This window comes from Paenibacillus camerounensis, assembly GCF_000723885.1.
GTDB lineage: Bacteria > Bacillota > Bacilli > Paenibacillales > Paenibacillaceae > Paenibacillus_AQ > Paenibacillus_AQ camerounensis.
The window spans coordinates 17,537-35,812 of record NZ_CCDG010000045.1 but is presented as its reverse complement, the minus strand read 5'-3'; the positions used below and the strand labels follow the sequence as shown (position 1 = coordinate 35,812).

Genomic DNA, 18,276 nt, shown 5'->3' with positions numbered 1-18,276 from the left:
AATGGTATTCTGTACATCTATTTTCCTCGAAAAAGCCGATTTTGGGCGTCTTTGGCAAAAAATAAGTGTACAGAGTGCAGTTAAAACCTGCAGTGGAGCCAATTAGTCGGGTTTAGTTGCAGAAAGTACAGTTATTTCGGCTCGGCCATTCATTATACTGTGCCATTAACATTAAAACAGGTCAAGTGCATCACCGAGAAGAGGAAGAGGAAGAGGGGGAGACTGCCGCCTTTATTTGGTTGTACAGATCCCTCCTCTCTGCTTACCCTAGTAGAAAAATAGCTTTGCTGTTGGAGAACAGCCAGGTTCACCAAGTTAGCCCAAACCTTAACTCCATCGAAGGACTTTGGCTGTGGTAGAGATAGATCGCCTCCTCGTCAGGTTATAAACTTAATCTCGTCAGGTTATAAACTTAATTACGTACTATATATTAAGCCTTCCAGAGACCGTCCTGATTATACAGGCGGTCTTTTTTGTCGGAAAAGTTGATGAATGATCATATTTTGGCGAGAAATTGTAAAAAAAGACCTTGAAAAATGTGAAATATGTCGAGATTTGTTGAGAGTTTGTTCAGAGCGGTCTGCTACAATGACTCCAGGATTAAAAATATAGGTACAAAGTAGTTGATTACAGGAGTGAGCCTTAGTCAGCCGCAGCATTTTAACTTGGGAGGTAAGCAGCATGAAGAAACGTTTTTTATCAAAGGTCTTATCTATTGTTACTACCGTCAGTTTGAGTATTGGCTCTTTTGCAGGCATCGGCTATGCGGGCCCGGCGGATACAAGCGCGTATGGTGAGGTCCTGGTCAGCGATACCGATTCTGCCAGTTGGACTATAGCACCGGGCAATACCTCAAGAAATTTAGCGGTTTCGCCGGATGGCTCCATTTATGCCGTATATAACGGCGGTACTGAGATCCGTGTCGCCAAGAGCTCGGATAACGGGAAGACCTTCCAGAAGAGTGTTATCGCTGCAACGGGTGACTACGAGCCGGAGATAGCGGTTTCTTCCTCCGGTACGGTGTATGTTGTGGGAGTGGAATCAGGTACAGGTGTACTGGTGAAAAGCACTGACGGTGGTAAAACATTCGGTACGCCAGCTACAATAGGCTCTTTTATGGGCAGTGCGGTACATATGGCTGTGGACGGCAGCTACGTTTATGTGACTGACACAGTAGGATCAGACCTTTATTACAGCGGTGATGAAGGGGCGACCTTTAAAAAGTACGCTTTTAATGAATATTATGCCTTTACCGATCTGCATGTTGACCCTCAGACAGGTAATCTGATTGTACAAAAGGATGATCCTTCCCTGAAGTATTATGTCAGCAGCACCCACGGTCAGACCTTTGAGACGGCTGTAATTCCTAACCGTTCGGTATATTATTCTGTCGGTGCGTTATCGGCGGGCAGCAAAGGCCAATACCTGTTTGTAGCCGGATCGGGTTCGAATATGGTCCGAATGAATATCAAGGACAAATCTGTAACGGATCTGCAGGGCGGAAACAACCTGTCCGCACAAGGACGTTCCCTTAGCGCAGACAGCTATGGCAATGTCGTGACCGGCTTCAGTAACGGCTCTTCCGTATTTTTCAGCGTCAGCCAGGATCTGGGCACTACCCTTTCCTCAGCGGTTGAGGTCGCAGCCACTGACGTAGCTAATGCGGCAATCAATACGACGAATGGTGACGTTCTCTATCTGTATGAGAAGAGCGGCAAGATCTACCTCAAGGTGTTCCAGGGTCTGCTGAGCGGCTACAAGCTGTATCTCTCAAACACCAATCTGTATTTTAATTATCCGGCACAAAAGAAAGGCTCCGTCACAGTAACCAATACGTCGGATGCCGCGCTTAAAATCAATCAAGTATCGGTCAGCGGCGACTTTTCCATCGTCAGCAACACCGTTGCTTCCGAGCTTGCCCCGGGTGAGGGCGGTGTGATTGAAGTGCAGTATTTACCGCAGGGTCCGGGTACCTCCAACGGCAAGCTGACCCTTGAGGTAGACGGCGAGCCCGATCGTGTAGTTCTGCTGAGCGGTATCAGTGATGCTGCGGCAGGCAGCTCTGCACCGCTGGCAGCCGATGTTACTGCTAATGCGACTACGGACACAGTGACTGTTAAAAATGTTCCTGCCGGTACAGAAGTTACGGTATATGCCGCAGACGGTACGACTGTACTCGGAACAGCGAAGAACACTGCTGATGCAGCTGCCGATGTTACGGTAGTCATTACAGCCGGATTAAGTGCAGGGGAAGCCCTGAAGGTGAGTCTGACTGAGCCTGATTTGGCTGAGAGCGAGCTTACAGATATCACAGCCCTAAATGAAGTGACGGCATCGCCTGCTGCGGCTGATATTTCTGCCAATGCAACTACATCTGCTGTTACTGTAAAAAATGTGCCTGCAAACACAGTGGTATCTGTATATAGCGAAGATGGCATTACCGTTCTCGGAACAGTTACCAATGAGACTGGAAGCCCGGCTGATGTAAATATCGTAATTGCATCCGGTCTTGCAGACGGACAGATCGTAAGAATCGGCTCGCAGGAGCCGGGCAAGGATCAAAGTCCGCTGACAGCAGTTCCCGCAGCCTATGAGCCGACCGTGGCGCCGGCAGCCGGTAGTTTGACGGCCAATGCGACGACCGGCGTAGTTACAGCAAGCGGCGTTCCGGCAAGTGTTACGGTATCTGTATACGCAGAAGATGCTGTAACTGTGCTGGGGGCTACTTATAATGATACCGGTGCTGCGGCTGACTTTAATTTTGCAGTGAACGGCCTTGCGCTGGGACAGATTGTTAAGGTCAGCTACACTGAAGTGAATAAAGCGGCAAGCGCCAAGGTGGAGGTTAAAGCCGTTTATGAGCGGACTGTCCAGCCTCTGGCCGGAAATATTGATATCAGTGCCACTCAAAGCACGGTTGTTGTCAATCAGGTGCCGGCAGGCGCGGCAGCTTCTATCTACAACAAAAATAACAAGCTGCTGATCAGCGCTGTAAATAACACAGATACAGCAGGTCCGCTGAAATTTACAGGCCTCGCCCTGACCGAGGGCGACAGCATTTCCGTTACACTGACAGAAAATAAAAAAACGGAGAGTACTCCGCTTAGTGTAATGATAACTATCAACGCAGCAGACGCTGTAAATGAGGCCTCCAAGCTGCTTGAAATCAGCTATTCAGCCGGTGAAAGCTGGGAGAATGTACTGTCAGCCCTGACCCTTGCTTCGAACGGCAGCTACGGTACACAGATCAGCTGGACCTCCAGCAAGCCGGAGGTTATTGAAATTCCCGCAGCGTCAGGCAGCACCATCAAGGCTGCTGTGAGCCGCGGTACCAAGGATGAGTCTGTAGTGCTTAGTGCGAAAGTCAGCCGGGACGGACAGGAGAAAATCCGCACCTTCCTGCTGGTTGTAACTGCAGAAGGAACATCAAAGGTTGAGGATACCAGCAATATCCGCAATGTGGAAGTGAAGGACCAGTCGGATGTAACAGCCCAGGTTCCGGTAAAACGGATTAACGTAACGGCTGCAGACGGTACAGTCTCCAAAATTGACAAGGTAGTATTCGATACTGCCAAGGCACAGGAGATCATTTCAGCTTCTGTACCGGGCTACAATAATGCAACTACTGTATATATTGACGAGCTGGCCGGAAATGCCGCTGATGAAATTGCAATTGAAGTTCCGGCAAGTACACTTGCCCTTCTGGGAGCAAATAGCTTCAGGCTGAATATCCAGAGTGACTATTCAACCATAACGCTGAATTCAGCTGAGCTGCAGTCCATGATGGGGGATAATCTGGATCTGTATTTCCGGATTGTGCCCGTTCACAGCAACTCAGCACTGGCAGAAGTAACACCTCCGGTTCCAACGTCCTTTGGCGGACAGAATCTGAAAGCGCTTGGCCAGCCGCTTGAGATCGAAACAAATTACAGCGGCTTTGAGACAACGCTGATGATTCCTTTTGTGAAAAACGGTATCAATGGTACGCTGGACCTTAACCGTCTGGCCGTCTATATTGTCCACAGCGACGGGGATATTGAGCTTTCGGCGGGAACTGTCGTGTACAATGAGCTTAAAGAGCCGGCAGGTATTTCCTTTGTAATTAACAAATTCAGTACCTTTAGTGTAGTCGAGACAAGCTCCTCGCTTCCAGGCAGCAGCGCGCCTGCAGCAGCCGTGCCGGCCGTGCCAGGTGTTGTCACTGATGGTCAGACTACGGCAACAGAAGCAACCTATTCGCATTCCTCTTATATCCAAGGGTATGAGGATGGTACCTTCAAGCCAAGCCGTGCAGTAACGCGGGCGGAGCTTGCAGCCCTTCTTGTACGCAACCTGGGGACAACTGCTGCAGCTGCAGCAGGCTTTACAGATGTAACAGCCCAGCACTGGGCTGCGGAGTATATCTCGACAGTTGCAGCAGCCGGCCTGATGAAGGGTGATCCGGACGGCAGCTTTAAGCCGGACCGTGCAGTAACCCGTGCCGAGATGGCGGTTCTGAGTGCGCGTCTGAAGGCATTGTCCTTTGATGAGAGCGGGGCAGCAGCTTCCTCTATCCCGGATGTGAACAAGCACTGGGCTGCAGGAGCAATTGATGCAGTGAAGGCTGCGGGGTTGATGACCGGCTTTGCAGACGGAAGCTTTGCCCCTGCCAAGACATTAAGCCGTGCAGAAGCGGTAACTGTAATCAACCGTCTGTTCGGAAGAGGACCGCTTACGGGTGTAACCCGTCCAAGCTTCTCTGATGTCCCGGCAGCACACTGGGCTTTTGCAGACATTGAGGAAGCCGCTGTAAATCACAAATACACGATCCAGAACGGTAAAGAGGTTCTTGCCGACTAGGATTATAGCCAGTCAAGCAAGCATTAAGCTGTAAAGAATAAAGCAAAAGCCTGTCTGAATGCCGTAGCTTACGGCTTCAGACAGGCTTTTTGCTGATTTTATAACAGGGTTTTGAAGGAATGACGGATAACATCCCCGCGGCTTATAATGCCGACGAGCACACGGTTGCGTTCAACCGGAACCTTTTTAATCTGTTTTTTACCCAGTACAGCAGCGATCCGCTCTATATCCTCGTCCCAGGTGACAGTGGTGACTTTCCTTTTGGCGATTGACATGACGTTCAGGCCGAGCAGCCGGCTGGTCCGTTCCTCGAATTCATCCTCATCGCCCTTGATTACATTTACCTGAAAAAAAGAGTCGATAATCAGATCATCGTGCTTGCCGATATAACGCATGATGTCCCCGTCACTGATATATGCGACAATTTCGTTCCGGTCATTAACGACCGGCATGCCGCTGATCCGGTGCTCCAGACATTTCTCAATAAAGGTACGTACGGTATCGTATTCCTTCACCTTGTATACCTGTCTGATCATAATTTCATGAGCTTTCATGAGGTTCCCCCAACTATGAATGGACTAGCTTTTGTACAAATAACTTGTATAATGAAACTATATACTTGTATTATACAAGCTGAATGCTTGAAGTCAATGATATTGCCAGAGGAAAGAGAGGCTGCCGCACACTATGGAACGAAGCCCGTTAGAAGCAATTGAACTGGAAATGACCATTCTCAGCCGCCGGCTGACCTCTATCAGCACTTATAAAAAGTATGGTATTCTCGATCATTCGGCCTACCTGCTGCTTCATCAGATTGCCTCACACGGCTCCGCCGGGGTGAAGGCACTGGCCGATGAGTTCCATCTGGACATCTCTACGATCAGCCGTCAGGCCTCTGCCCTGGAGCAGAAGGGCTATGTATACCGGGTTCCCGATCCGCTCGACGGCAGAGCGTACACGCTGCAGATAACAGAGCTGGGGGCTGAAACACTGAAGAGTGATACGGATGTCCGCCGGGACAAATTCGCGCAGCTGCTGGAGGATTTCAGTGAAGAAGAGCGCGGGCAGCTGGGTCAGCTGCTGCGGAAGCTGAACGATGCTGTTTCTCGGGCCATGTAATGTCCAGGCTGACTATACAATACACGGAGGTATCTTATGGATTCCCAGAATCATCAGGAAGAGCAGCTGCTGAAGGTATTTGAGAATATCAGAAGTTTAACGAACCGTACGAACTGGAATGATCCGCTTCCCTACGGTGAATTTCTGATGATGTTCATGATTGATGTGATGATGAAGAAGGAAGGGGCCCGGCCGGATAGGCCGGAGTGCCGCGGAATCATGGTCTCCAGGCTAAGCGATCTACTGCAGATCAGCAGACCAACCGCCTCACAGACTATCAGCACGCTGGAGGACAAGGGGTATATTGAACGCGCCGTATCTGAGACAGACCGCAGGGCTGTTTATATCAGCCTCACCGGTGAAGGACAGGAGGTATTCCGGGCACGGATGGCCCGTTACTCCGGTATCCTGAATGAAATAGTCGAGAAGGTAGGCCGGGAAGAGGTTGAGCAGCTGCTGACCACCTGTGACCGGCTGCGTAGTGTAGTGGAGGAAGTGAGACAGCGGTACGCGGCAGGTATAACCTCATAGGAAACAAAAGGGATAGACGCCGCTTATACCAGTATAAGCAGCGTCTATTTAACTTTTGCCGGACTCTCTGTCTATAATGTTTCCAGGAGATTAATTCCAAGTTGTCTCATTGGAATATCCATAATATTAATGGACGGAGTGAATAGATATGGCAGGCAGCAAGGGTACAGCGAAAAAGGTAATGCTGCTGGGGCTTGACGGGGCTGACCCGTCAGTGATCCGGCGTTATGTGGCAGAAGGGAAGCTTCCCAATTTCCGGAGAGCGATTGAAGCAGGCGCGTCAGCAGGCGATTTGGGCATGCAGAGTGTGCTTCCGGCAATCACCCCGCCGAACTGGGCATCGATTGCCACCGGAGCGTATCCGGCTACGCATGGGATCACCTGCTTCTGGAACCATACGCTGGGTAACGAGCTGGATGTGCTGGACTACGGCTTTGATTCCGGGCTTCTGAAGGCCGAGACGATCTGGGAGGCTTATGCCAGAGCCGGCAAGAAGAGCATCATCTTCAACTATCCGACCTCATGGCCGCCGCAGGTGCAGGATGCGATCTATGTGGACGGAACCAGCATTTACACGAATCTCCGCGGCTACATTGACTATGAAAAGCTCTACGAGGGCAGAGCCGGAGACTTTGAGTTAATTGAAATTCCGCATGTGGTGGACAATACGGGAGCGAACTGCCGTTTTGAAGGGGAGGAAACGACCCAGAAGGCAGAGCTGAGCAAAGAGACTTATGAGGGCTACGGCTATACACAGCCGGGGCTGGTTACTACAGTACAGGATGGGGAGCTGTCAGCCGATACGCCTACTGCGGATCAGATCCTCACACCGGTCAAGCCGGCTGAGGGCTGGAGCACTGCCCCGGCAGACGCTAAAGAATTCCCGGTGCCGGTAAATAACGGCCAGGCCAGACGCTGGGGTCTTCTTACAGCCGATGACGGGGTAACCTACAACAGGATCGCCATCTATGCTTCCAAAACTGCGGGAGCCCCGCTCGGCGAAGCGGTATCCGGTGAATGGAGCGGGTGGATTTACGACAGCTACATTATTGACGGCGCCAGCATACCGGTTGCCTATAAGATCCGCATATTGGAGCTGGACCCGGCGGGCGGCAGCTTCAAATATTATTCCTCCTATGTGCTGGATCTGAAGACCGGCAAATATTTTCATCCGCAGCAGATTGGTGAGGAGCTGTACAGCAAGGTAGGCCCGATGCTGCAGCCGTCCAACTACAGCCGCCTGAATCCGCAAGCCGATCAGGTGCTGCTCGAATCCATCGGGGAAATGTACAGCTGGCATGTGGATGCGATCACTTATCTGCTGGGCGGGAACGAGTGGGATTTATTTTATACCCATATGCACGGCATCGACATGTTCAACCATTTCTATCTCGATCATACGCTGCCTGCCGCTTCACCAGACTATCAGCGCTATGAAGAGATCATTTATAAGATTTATGAAATCAGCGACCGCTTCATCGGCGCGCTGCTGGACCGGCTGGATGGAGAGACGGCGGTGTTCATTGTCTCCGATCACGCCGGAGTAGCTAAAAATCCTGAAACGGATCACCCGCTGATCGGAGATATGTGGGGCATCAACGTCGGTATCATGGGTGAGCTGGGGTATACCAGACTGAAGGATAACGGCGGAGGTCCGGAGATTGACTGGAGCAATACGGTTGCAGTCGCCCAGCGTGCCACGTTCATTTATCTCAATTTAAAAGGACGCGACCCGCAGGGCATCGTTGATCCTGCCGACTATGATAAGACGGTTCAGAAGATTATTGATGACTTGTACAGCTACCGTGATCCGAAAACCGGCAGAAGGGTAATCAGCTTTGCCCTGAACCGCAATGATATGGAGCTTGTCGGGCTGGGAGGCGAAAACTCCGGGGATATCTTCTACATTCTGGAGCCGGATTTTACCCGCTGCCACGGCAACGGCCTTAGCAATCATACGCTGCAGGGCTATTCCATGCAGGCTCTGTTTATTGCCCTGGGGGCCGGTGTAAAGGGCGGAGAGGTCATCGGCCGCAAGATTAAAGTGGTTGATATTGTCCCAACCATTTGCCACCTGGCCGGAGCACCGGTGCCTAAGGATGCGGAGGGAGGAATCCTGTATCAGATTCTGTCCGGCGGAGCGGACGGGGCATCTGGAGCAGCCGATCCTGCGGCTGAGCCCGTTACGGCAGGAGCAGGAAGTTAAGCACAGGATGCGGACCGAGGTGCCCCGCAAGCATGTGCCCCATATTACGGACCGTGAATTTGATGAGCTGACCTTTGGCAGTGAAGAGCCCGTGCTGGTGTTCTTCGGTTCCCGGCGCTGCAAAATCTGCCGGGAGCTGTTCCCGGTAGCCGAGGCAGTCGCCCATGATTTCAGCGGCCGGCTGCAGGTATACGGGGTGAATGCCGACAGATACCGGCATCTGTTCAACAGGCTGCGGCTGAAGGGGATTCCCCATCTGGTGCTGTTTCTGGGCGGTGAGGTGAGGATGAGAATCGGCGGGTATCATCCCCGGCAGGCCCTGGCTGACCAGCTGGAGGCGTGGGTGCCTGCAGGAGAGCCGGGAAAGAACGGGCAGCAGCCCGGACAATAAGATAAAGCCTGTGTCCTTGTCTGCGATCTTTTTCCTAGTAGTCACATTGGATTTATGATTATATAATGAGGCTATTACGTTGAGAGAGGAAGACGCTTATGCGCCTGGAGCAGCTCTATCATATTGTGGCGATTGCCCAGACAGGGTCCATTTCGACGGCAGCTGAACGCGCCTATATATCACAGCCAGCACTCAGCTCCTCGGTATCTAAGCTTGAGGTTGAGCTGGGGGTTCCGCTGTTCAAGCGGACCAATCAGGGCGTGCATCCTACAGAAATCGGACAGGCTGTCATCGCCAAGGCTATGGAGGCCATTGATCTGCTTGAGGATATCAAAGCGCTTGCTGAGGAGAATACACGCAGTATGACCGGAAGCATTCATCTGGCGGTAGAGCCGTTCATCAGCAACACGATTATGGTTAATGCCCTGACAACGTTCAAATACAGGCATCCCAATGTGAATGTGCTGATGAAGGTCGGGGAGTCCAATAACAACCTGCGGGATATTGCGGCGGGAAAAGCGGATTTCGGCGTGGTGATGAAAAGCTGCAGCCCGGGCGGCGAACGGGATCTTTTCTTCAGGGAGCTGTTCAGGGACCGGCTGGTGCTGCTGGTCAGCAGGGAGTCGGAGCTGGCCGCTGGCGGAAGCATTACGCTGCAGGAGGCGATGGCTCAGCCCCTGGTGTTATACAATACGGAATTTGCTACTGACTGCTGGGTTTCCGAGCTGCTTGGGGGTTACGGGGAATGTAATGTGGCTTACCGGCTGGACAGCTTTCCGATGCTGGAAAAAGTGATTTCGCAGAACCTGTGCGCAGCCTTTGCTCCTGAATTTATGAGTGATTATTTTGTGAATAAGGGCAGTATTGTTCCGCTTGAAATTACCGGTGCCGAGCTGGATGTATCGATCGTTCTGGCCTGGACCAAACGGCATCACCTGTCCCTGATAGAAAAAGAAATGATGGAGACGATCAAATCCTTTTGTGCAATGTTTGAGTTTATCGGGTAGAGCTGACCGGACAACCGGAGGCCTGCTGTCTCAGCCATACGGGTGAAGTATGCCCGGGCTGAGCGGCAGGCCTTTTTGAATGAAGCATAAAGGAGATGCTGATATGCAGAGCAACACACAGGCACAGGCCGCAGTGCCGCTAAAGAACGGGGAGGACCGGCTTGCACCGGCTGCTGCAAGGAGAGGTGCTGGCGGGAAAATATCAAAGGAATGGCTGTACCGCGGAATCTCCGCCGCTTCCCTGCTTGCGGTACTGCTGCTGTGGTGGTGCGCCGCAACGTTCGGCTGGGTCAATCCGCTGTTCCTGCCCAAGCCGCAGACTGTATGGTCCGCCTTCATGGATGTCATCCGCGACGGCTACAAAGGACAGACGCTGCTGAACCATATCGGCACCAGTATGCGGCGGCTGTTTCTGGCGCTGGCGGCGGCTTTTGCCACAGCGGTTCCGCTGGGAATCCTCTGCGGCCGGTTCCGTGTGCTGCGGGCAATCGTGGACCCGTTTATTGAATTTTACCGCCCGCTGCCGCCGCTTGCCTACTACACGCTGCTGATTCTGTGGTTCGGAATCACGGATGTGTCCAAGGTGCTGCTGCTGTTTCTCGGTGCGTTTGCCCCGCTGTTTATCACGGCGGTATTCAGCGTCCAGCGGCTCAGTCCCGACCGGATTAACGGTGCCCGTTCGCTGGGCGCTAAGGGCTGGAAGTTGTATGCGTTCATTATCTTCCCCTCGGTGCTCCCGGAGCTTCTGACCGGGCTGCGCACGGCTGTCGGTGTAAGCTATGCCACACTGGTAGCCGCTGAAATGGTCGCTGCTGTATCCGGCATCGGCTGGCTGGTGCTGGATGCGAGCAAGTTTTTACGGAGTGACATCATGTATCTGGGCATTATCATTATGGCGCTGATCGCCATAGCTATTGATCTTGTAATCCGCAGCCTGATCCGGCGTGTCTCGCCGTGGACAGAGCAATAATACTATATATTCAAAAGGGAGAGGAATGCTTTGAGACAAATCCGCGCATTCACATTATTCAGGTTCACCCCGCTGCTGGCGGTGCTGGCAGTACTGCTGGTGATTTCCGCCTGCGGCAATAATAATCAGGCCAGCGGCAAGAACGCGGGGCAAGCGAAGGAAGCGGCGGACGGTACGGCTGCTGCGGATACCGCTACTGCCAAGCCGGACAATGCGGCGGAGGAGCTGCCGAAGGAGATCCGCATCGGCTACCAGGTATCCCCGAACGGGGAGCTGCTGGCCAAAGCGCTGGGTCTGCTGGAGAAGAAATATCCGGATGTCACTGTCTCCTGGCTGAAGTTCGACTCCGGCCGTGATGTGAATGTGGCGATTGCCAGCGGGGGCATTGATTTCGGCCTGCTCGGCACGCCGCCCGGCGCTTCGGGTATTGCCCAGGGACTGCCGGATCAGGTCTATTATATCCATGATGTAATCGGTGAGAGCGAAGCACTTGTCGTCAAGAGTGACTCGGGGATTGCCTCGCTTGCGGAGCTGAAGGGGCACACCATTGCCACTACCTTCGGCTCCACCTCCCACTTCAGTCTGCTCTCTGCTCTGAAGCAGGAGAACATTGATCCGGCTACCCTTACCATCCTTGATATGCAGGCTCCGGACATTGTAGCCGCCTGGCAGCGCGGCGATATTGACGGTGCATACACCTGGCAGCCGAGCCAGTCGAAGCTGACAGAAGACGGCGGCAAGGTGATTATAAGCTCTGCCGAGGTTGCAGCCAAAGGCGGAATCACCGGTGAATTCGGCGTCGTCCATAATGACTTTATCGCCAAATATCCGCATGTGGTCAAAGGATATATCTCAGTGCTGGATGAGGCGGTTAAGCTCTACCGTGACCAGCCGCAGGAATCGGCAGAGGCGTTATCTGCGGAGCTGGGACTGACCCCGGAAGCCACCCTTAAAGCGATGAACGAAATTATTGTGCTTGATGCTTCGCAGCAGACAGCGCCAGAATATATGGGGACTCCCGGTCAGCCGGGCGCGTTCGGCCAGCTGCTGAAGGATACCGCTGATTTCCTGGTGGAGCAGAAATCGATTACCGAATCGCCGGAGTTATCCGTATATCAGAAGGCACTGCGCAATGATCTGTATTCTGCAGAATAAACAATCTGCAGCAGGAAAGGGGGGGAGCCCTAGTGATCTATGAAGAAAAGCCGGATCAGGGGATTCTGCTGGACGGAATCGGGCTGACTTACGGCAAAGGGGCGTCGGAGCGCCAGGTGCTGCAGAACGTTAGCCTAAAGCTGGAACCCGGAGAATTTGTAGCTGTCCTTGGCCCGTCCGGCTGCGGCAAAACCTCGCTCCTGAACATCCTTGCAGGTTATCTGCGGCCGACCCGGGGCACGGTTACCATTAACGGCAAACGGCATACCCGGCCCGATCCGGGGGTAGGTGTCGTCTTCCAGCAGGCCAATCTGTTTCCGTGGCTGTCCCTGGCACGTAACATCGAGTTCGGCATGCGGATGCAGAGTATCTCCAAAGCCCGGCGCAGGGAACGGGTGGCCTATTTTCTGGAGCTGATGGGACTGGAAACATCTGCAAAGCTGCTGCCGCACCAGCTGTCCGGCGGGATGAAGCAGCGTGCGGCAATTGCCCGTACGCTTGCCACCGACCCGGAAATTGTTCTGCTGGATGAGCCCTTCAGCGCACTCGATGCCCTGACCCGTGAAAATATGCAGCTGCATCTGCGGGAGATTTGGCACAAAACAGGCAAGTGCATGTTCTTCATCACTCACGATGTGGATGAAGCGCTGCTCCTGTCCAGCCGTCTGATCGTAATGCACCCTGACCCGGGCAGAGTGGTGGAGGATTTCGCCAATCCGCTTACAGAGGGTGCAGCAGATCCGTCATTTGCAAGAATACGCAGCAGCGCTGACTACAGCAGGCTGCGGGAGCATCTGCTGGCGCGGATGGATGGCGTGAATACATTGATTTGAAGCGTGAAGTGAAGAGATTGCAGCAAGCTGTCCGGACCTGGTGTCCTGGACGGCTTTTTTTTGCTGTTTGATTAACAGCTACAGCGTTCGGGGGCAGCCGCATCCATACCTCATATTCCTTATTCATCCAAAAACTGTACATAGGCAGGTATTTTGTGTTAGTTTATATAACTTAATGAGTGATGTTTATAGAAAAATACGAAACAAAAGATGATAATCTTGTAATAAAAACGAAGACATATTAGTTTTGTTGTAATATAATCTAACTCATAAGAAATAAATGAACACAAGTGTTATATAAACTAACATAAATAATGTGCTTATTTAGGGGAGGAAACGATATTATGCAGATCACAGCATCACCTTATGTGTGGCCTTACGACGGGGCCATGGATCCCCGGAGGACAGCACTCATGATTATCGATATGCAAACCGACTTCTGCGGTAAGGGAGGATACGTGGAGCAGATGGGCTACGACCTATCCCTGACAGCCAGGGCGATTGAGCCTATTCAACAGCTGCTTGAGCGTATCCGCCGTATTGAAGGCTTCACCGTCATTCATACGAGGGAAGGGCATAAGCCGGATTTATCCGATCTGCCTGCCAACAAACGGTGGCGCAGCAGACAAATCGGGGCGGAGATCGGGTCTGTTGGTCCTGCGGGACGGATCCTTGTCCGGGGCGAACGCGGCTGGCAGATTATTGAGGAGCTTGCGCCTGCACCCGGGGAATTTATCATCGATAAGCCCGGCAAGGGAAGCTTTTATGCAACGGATCTTGACTTAATCTTGCGGAACAGGGGCATCACCCATCTGATTCTTACAGGCATCACAACCGATGTATGTGTCCACACCACTATGCGGGAGGCGAACGACCGGGGGTATGAATGTCTGATCCTGGAGGACTGCACAGGAGCTACTGATCCCCGCAATCATCAGGCTGCACTGGAAATGGTCAAAATGCAGGGAGGCGTATTCGGGAGCGTCAGCCATTCTGCAGAGGTCCTCAAAGCACTGGAGCAGTATTAGACTGCCGCGCGGCCGAACAGTATTACTCACCATTACAATTACATCATAACGGGGGAATATCCTATGTGGAAAATGTCCAAAAAAGCAATGCTCGTCCTGTTATCGTCACTTATGCTGCTGATTACCGCCTGCGGCTCCGGCTCCGGGGAGACCATCAAGGCTGACGGCCAGGAGGATTCCGGGGAGCTCAAGAAGGTTGTACTGAGACTGAAATGGATTCATCAGGCCCAGTTTGCCGGCTTTTACACCGCTGTGGAGAAGGGTTACTACAAGGACGCCGGACTGGATGTGGAGATACGGCCGGGCGGATCGGATTTTCCGTCGGTGCAGATGGTTGCCTCCGGCAGTGAAGAGTTCGGGGTAACCGGAGCGGACCAGATTATTATTGCCCGTGAAAAGGGAGTGCCGGTCAAGGCCGTGTCAACGATTTACCGCAAAACCCCCTTTGTAATGTTCGCGCTCAAAGAATCGGGTATCTCCACTATGGAGGATCTTGTCGGCCAGAAGGTGGGCATTAAGCTGGGCGGCAATGAGGAGCTGACGTTCCGGGCGATGGAGAAAAGCGCAGGCATCGAAACCTCTCAAATTGAGGAAATGCCGATTAAATATGATCTCAGCCCGCTGCTGACAGGTCAGGTGAAGGCATGGCCGGGGTACGTGATCAATGAAGTGCTGGCTGTGCAGGAGCAAGGCAAAGAGGTGAACATTATTGATCCGAATGACTACGGCATCAATTTCTATGCGGATACGCTGTTTACTACTGAATCTGTCATTGAAAAAGACCCTGAGCTCGTAAAAAGCTTCGTGCAGGCTTCCATGAAAGGCTGGGATTATGCCCTGAAGAATCCGGAGGAAGCGGCGGAATTCGGTTTGAAGTACGGAGATAAGCTGGATCTGGAGCATGAGGTGGCGATGATGAAAGCCAGTATTCCGCTCCTGGAGCCGGAGAAGCTGCCGCTCGGATCGACAGAGGAAGAGGCATGGGGTACCCTGCAGAAAAGTCTGGTTGAGCTTGGCTTTGTGAAGAAAGAGCAGGATCTGAAGTCACTGTTTACGAACGAATACCTGGAATAGGAGGCGGTCTTATGACGGCGGTAATTAAGGAGCAGAAGAGCTTCATGGCAGAGCATCGTCCCTTACAGAAATCCAAAGAGCGTGAAGTGATGCTCTCGTTATCAGACTGCTCCCTGTCCTTCGGAGAGGTGCAGGTGCTTAACCGGGTGAATCTGGATGTATACCGGAATGAATTCATTTCCATACTCGGGCCGAGCGGCTGCGGAAAATCGACCATGCTGAGGCTGATGCTTCAGCTGCTGGGTCCCGACAAGGGAGGGATGGTCACCTATGCTTCCTCCGACTTGTCGCTGGGCATGGTCTTTCAGAAGCCGGTGCTTATGCCTTGGCTTACGGCACTCCAGAATGTCACGCTTCCGCTCGAGCTCGGCAACAAGAAAAAGTTCACGAAGCAGGAAGCGCGGGAGAAGGCGGAAAGCGCACTGCGCCTGGTAGGCCTGCAGGATTTCATGAATCATTTTCCGCATCAGCTGAGCGGCGGCATGCAGCAGCGGGCGGCAATCGCCAGGGCGCTGGCAGCTGATCCGGCGGTGCTATTAATGGATGAGCCCTTTGGTGCCCTGGATGAATTAACCCGCGAAAAGCTGAACTTCGAGCTGCTCCGTCTATGGGAGAGTCCCGAAACCAGCCTGAGCAGCATCGTAATGGTTACACACTCGATTCAGGAGTCGGTGCTGCTGTCTGACCGGGTAGTGATGATGTCGCCCCGGCCCGCCGGAGTTACGGATATTATCCCGGTTCCGCTGCCCTCGCCGCGGGAGGCCGGGATGGAAGAGCTGCCGGAATTCCACTATACGGTCAAGGAACTGAGAAAGAGGGTGAAGCATTTATGACAGCCAAGCTTAAAGACAGCCTGTATCCGCTCGGATTCGGCCTGGGGTTTCTGTTGCTCTGGGAACTGGCCGTACGCCTCTTCTCCATTCCTGTATATTTGCTGCCGGCTCCCACAGCGGTCTTATCAGCGGTTGAAGCTTCATTAGGCTCACATATGCTTGTTACCCTGATGGAATCCCTGGCCGGATTTATGCTGGCCAACATTCTGGGATTTGTTACAGCCGTTATTTTCGTACATTCCAAACCGATTGAGAAGGGCGCTTTTCCGCTGGCTATTGCCCTTAAGACAACACCGCTTGTGGCTTTGGCCCCCCTGCTGGTGGTGTGGCTGGGTACCGGATATTCCTCCAAGATAGTGGCGTCCACGCTGATCTGCTTTTTCCCGATACTGGTGAACAGTGTCAAAGGACTTAAGGCGATTGAATATGAAGCCTGGGAGCTGTTTTCTACTTATAAAGGGACGAAGTGGGAAATTTTCTGGAAGCTGCGCCTGCCGACAAGTCTGCCATATATTTTCTCTGCGCTTAAAATCTCAACCTCCCTGGCGATTGTCGGAGCTATTGTCGGCGAATTCGTCGGTGCGAATAAAGGGCTTGGATACGTTGTTCTGGTCTCTTCCTATCATATGGATACTCCGGTAATGTTCTCGGCGATTATCGCTTCGGCGGCCTGCGGACTGCTGTTGTTCTGGTGTGTCGGACTGCTGGAGAAGAAAGTCATCTTTTGGACAAGGAGCGATGATCTGTGATGAGATGCTCCGTTATAAAAGTGCCTGCCGGTGCTCCGCATGATATGTCAGGCCTTAAGGCCTCTATAGAGGCCGGGGTTATCGACCCTGCACATGTAGTTGCCGTGCTGGGCAAGACCGAGGGCAACGGCTGTGTCAACGATTTTACCCGGGGATACGCGGTGATGGCCCTGAAGCAGTTTTTCGCTTCCTATTCCGCAGACAGCCGGCCGGCTGTGTCCTATATCATGTCAGGGGGCACGGAGGGCATACTGAGTCCGCATTTCACCGTAATGAGCCGCAGCGGCTCGCCGGAGACGGCAGAGGCCGGGCTTGGGCTGAAATCACTCGCGATTGGCGTCTCCAGAACGAGGAATTTCCTGCCGGAGGAGCTGGGGCGCCTGAGCCAGGTGGATGCAGTGGCTGAAGCGGTATCGCATGCGGTCCGTGATGCCGGTATTGCGTCTGCGGAGGATGTGCATTTTGTACAGATTAAATGCCCGCTTCTGACTGCGGAGCAAATGCATGAAGCCCATAGCAGAAAGGCTGAGCTTGTGACTGAGGATACCTATAAGTCGATGGGGTATTCCAGAGGCGCTTCCGCCCTCGGCGTTGCAGTGGCGCTTGGGGAAATCAGCCGGGAGGAGCTCCGGGATGAAGAAATCTGTGTGAACTGGGAGCTGTACAGCGCGGTTGCTTCGACGTCTGCCGGGAGTGAGCTTTCCTGCTGTGAGATCATTGTATTCGGTAATTCTTCCGCAGCGGAGGGTCCTTATTATATTGACCATGATGTTATGAAGGACTCCATTGACGGAGCGGCGCTGCAGCGCATGATCGACCGGCATGCCGGAGATGAGCTGATTCAGGTGCTGGCCAAGGCGGAAGCTGACCCTTCCGGCTATGTGCGGGAACGGCGTCATACGATGCTGGATGATTCAGATATCAACCATACCCGGCATGCCCGTGCTGTTGTCGGCGGTGTTCTGGCTTATGTATGCGGAGATCCGATGATCTATGTATCCGGCGGCGGGGAGCATCAGGGTCCGGCAGGCGGAGGGCCGGTGGCGGCCGTATTCCGCAGAAATCAATAAATGAATCTTATGGAGGAATGACATATGCTTACACAGGAAACCGAGGTTCTGACGGCAGAGGAAATGACATGGGAGCTGATGCCTAACCATATCGAGCTGTATCACCGGGAGATTGTCTCTGCGGCGCAGGCGGATAAGCTGGGGATACGGATGAGCTCTATTTTATGGGAAAAGCTCGGTGTCGGCGGGCAGGTGGTTCCCCACTATCACGACGTGGTGGAGATTATTCATATTACCGTAGGCGAGGTTAAGCTGCTGAGCGGCGGCGAGTGGACCAGCTACCGGGCCGGAGATACCTTTCATGTGCCGGCCGGCGTTGTCCATTCGGTAGCCAATGCCGGGGATTCGCCCTCCGAGCAGATCAGCATTTTTCTGCCGGCAGAAGATCAGGTAGCTCCAAACTCCTTTTTCGGCACAACCATTATTGAAGATATCTATTCCTCAAAGCTAAAGTAAAGGCGGCGGAGCCCC

16 protein-coding genes are annotated in these 18,276 nt (G+C 52.9%); 15 read left to right on the top strand and 1 reads right to left on the bottom strand.

The annotated features are described in order from the left end of the window. The first annotated feature begins 681 nt into the window (after positions 1-681). Positions 682-4,839, top strand: coding sequence for an S-layer homology domain-containing protein (locus tag BN3772_RS17685; RefSeq protein WP_042201064.1), 4,158 nt, complete (start codon positions 682-684; stop codon positions 4,837-4,839). A gap of 98 nt (positions 4,840-4,937) precedes the next feature. Here the strand turns inward: BN3772_RS17685 and BN3772_RS17680 are convergent, their stop codons facing one another. After that, positions 4,938-5,393 (bottom strand): CBS domain-containing protein, encoded by a 456-nt coding sequence (locus BN3772_RS17680; protein WP_042201062.1) that lies wholly within the window; start codon positions 5,391-5,393, stop codon positions 4,938-4,940. Positions 5,394-5,526: 133 nt separating this feature from the next. Here BN3772_RS17680 and BN3772_RS17675 point away from each other — a divergent pair, with 133 nt between their 5' ends. The 14 genes from BN3772_RS17675 (at position 5,527) to BN3772_RS17610 (ending at position 18,261) form a co-directional block, all read left to right on the top strand. Continuing rightward, positions 5,527-5,958 (top strand): MarR family winged helix-turn-helix transcriptional regulator, encoded by a 432-nt coding sequence (locus tag BN3772_RS17675; RefSeq protein ID WP_042201061.1) that lies wholly within the window; start codon positions 5,527-5,529, stop codon positions 5,956-5,958. Between the two features lie 36 nt (positions 5,959-5,994). Then, on the top strand, positions 5,995-6,489 hold the full coding sequence (locus BN3772_RS17670; protein ID WP_052380567.1) for a MarR family winged helix-turn-helix transcriptional regulator: 495 nt from the start codon (positions 5,995-5,997) through the stop codon (positions 6,487-6,489). Positions 6,490-6,637: 148 nt separating this feature from the next. Beyond that, the gene (locus tag BN3772_RS17665; RefSeq protein ID WP_086074636.1) at positions 6,638-8,695 is read left to right on the top strand and encodes an alkaline phosphatase family protein; all 2,058 of its coding nucleotides are present in this window, start codon (positions 6,638-6,640) and stop codon (positions 8,693-8,695) included. A gap of 7 nt (positions 8,696-8,702) precedes the next feature. Beyond that, the gene (locus BN3772_RS17660; protein ID WP_042201060.1) at positions 8,703-9,086 is read left to right on the top strand and encodes a thioredoxin family protein; all 384 of its coding nucleotides are present in this window, start codon (positions 8,703-8,705) and stop codon (positions 9,084-9,086) included. Between the two features lie 98 nt (positions 9,087-9,184). Further along, positions 9,185-10,093 carry a LysR family transcriptional regulator gene (locus BN3772_RS17655; protein WP_042201059.1) on the top strand — a complete coding sequence of 303 codons (909 nt, stop codon included), beginning with the start codon at positions 9,185-9,187 and terminating at the stop codon, positions 10,091-10,093. Between the two features lie 79 nt (positions 10,094-10,172). Then, positions 10,173-11,063, top strand: a complete 891-nt coding sequence (locus BN3772_RS17650) for an ABC transporter permease subunit (RefSeq protein ID WP_244444775.1) — start codon at positions 10,173-10,175, stop codon at positions 11,061-11,063. A 30-nt stretch (positions 11,064-11,093) separates the two neighbouring features. Then, a complete protein-coding gene (locus BN3772_RS17645) occupies positions 11,094-12,218 on the top strand; it encodes a taurine ABC transporter substrate-binding protein (protein ID WP_244444774.1) in 1,125 nt (374 codons plus the stop codon). 32 nt (positions 12,219-12,250) lie between these two features. Continuing rightward, positions 12,251-13,051 (top strand): ABC transporter ATP-binding protein, encoded by an 801-nt coding sequence (locus BN3772_RS17640; RefSeq protein WP_052380566.1) that lies wholly within the window; start codon positions 12,251-12,253, stop codon positions 13,049-13,051. 344 nt (positions 13,052-13,395) lie between these two features. Continuing rightward, on the top strand, positions 13,396-14,079 hold the full coding sequence (gene biuH / locus BN3772_RS17635; protein WP_042201058.1) for a biuret amidohydrolase: 684 nt from the start codon (positions 13,396-13,398) through the stop codon (positions 14,077-14,079). 63 nt (positions 14,080-14,142) lie between these two features. Continuing rightward, entirely contained in the window at positions 14,143-15,153 is a 1,011-nt protein-coding gene (locus tag BN3772_RS17630) for an ABC transporter substrate-binding protein (protein WP_042201056.1), read from the top strand. A gap of 11 nt (positions 15,154-15,164) precedes the next feature. After that, a complete protein-coding gene (locus tag BN3772_RS17625) occupies positions 15,165-15,986 on the top strand; it encodes an ABC transporter ATP-binding protein (RefSeq protein ID WP_052380565.1) in 822 nt (273 codons plus the stop codon). Continuing rightward, complete coding sequence (locus tag BN3772_RS17620; RefSeq protein WP_042201055.1) at positions 15,983-16,735, top strand: ABC transporter permease; 753 nt, start codon at positions 15,983-15,985, stop codon at positions 16,733-16,735. Before BN3772_RS17625 ends, BN3772_RS17620 begins: the two co-directional genes overlap by 4 nt. Then, a complete protein-coding gene (atzD, locus tag BN3772_RS17615; RefSeq protein WP_042201054.1) occupies positions 16,735-17,805 on the top strand; it encodes a cyanuric acid amidohydrolase in 1,071 nt (356 codons plus the stop codon). The genes BN3772_RS17620 and atzD overlap by 1 nt, the downstream gene beginning before the upstream one ends. A gap of 24 nt (positions 17,806-17,829) precedes the next feature. Beyond that, a complete protein-coding gene (locus tag BN3772_RS17610) occupies positions 17,830-18,261 on the top strand; it encodes a cupin domain-containing protein (RefSeq protein ID WP_039871350.1) in 432 nt (143 codons plus the stop codon). The last annotated feature ends 15 nt before the right edge of the window (positions 18,262-18,276 follow it).

What these genes read in the sequence shown, in the direction of transcription:
- BN3772_RS17630 (WP_042201056.1), top strand. Translation starts at nt 14,143, where the DNA reads ATGTGGAAAATGTCCAAAAAAGCAATGCTCGTCCTGTTATCGTCACTT.
- biuH (WP_042201058.1), top strand. Translation starts at nt 13,396, where the DNA reads ATGCAGATCACAGCATCACCTTATGTGTGGCCTTACGACGGGGCCATG.
- BN3772_RS17670 (WP_052380567.1), top strand. Translation starts at nt 5,995, where the DNA reads ATGGATTCCCAGAATCATCAGGAAGAGCAGCTGCTGAAGGTATTTGAG.
- BN3772_RS17650 (WP_244444775.1), top strand. Translation starts at nt 10,173, where the DNA reads ATGAAGCATAAAGGAGATGCTGATATGCAGAGCAACACACAGGCACAG.
- BN3772_RS17625 (WP_052380565.1), top strand. Translation starts at nt 15,165, where the DNA reads ATGACGGCGGTAATTAAGGAGCAGAAGAGCTTCATGGCAGAGCATCGT.
- atzD (WP_042201054.1), top strand. Translation starts at nt 16,735, where the DNA reads ATGAGATGCTCCGTTATAAAAGTGCCTGCCGGTGCTCCGCATGATATG.
- BN3772_RS17685 (WP_042201064.1), top strand. Translation starts at nt 682, where the DNA reads ATGAAGAAACGTTTTTTATCAAAGGTCTTATCTATTGTTACTACCGTC.
- BN3772_RS17610 (WP_039871350.1), top strand. Translation starts at nt 17,830, where the DNA reads ATGCTTACACAGGAAACCGAGGTTCTGACGGCAGAGGAAATGACATGG.
- BN3772_RS17655 (WP_042201059.1), top strand. Translation starts at nt 9,185, where the DNA reads ATGCGCCTGGAGCAGCTCTATCATATTGTGGCGATTGCCCAGACAGGG.
- BN3772_RS17680 (WP_042201062.1), bottom strand. Translation starts at nt 5,393, where the DNA reads ATGAAAGCTCATGAAATTATGATCAGACAGGTATACAAGGTGAAGGAA.
- BN3772_RS17665 (WP_086074636.1), top strand. Translation starts at nt 6,638, where the DNA reads ATGGCAGGCAGCAAGGGTACAGCGAAAAAGGTAATGCTGCTGGGGCTT.
- BN3772_RS17675 (WP_042201061.1), top strand. Translation starts at nt 5,527, where the DNA reads ATGGAACGAAGCCCGTTAGAAGCAATTGAACTGGAAATGACCATTCTC.
- BN3772_RS17620 (WP_042201055.1), top strand. Translation starts at nt 15,983, where the DNA reads ATGACAGCCAAGCTTAAAGACAGCCTGTATCCGCTCGGATTCGGCCTG.
- BN3772_RS17660 (WP_042201060.1), top strand. Translation starts at nt 8,703, where the DNA reads ATGCGGACCGAGGTGCCCCGCAAGCATGTGCCCCATATTACGGACCGT.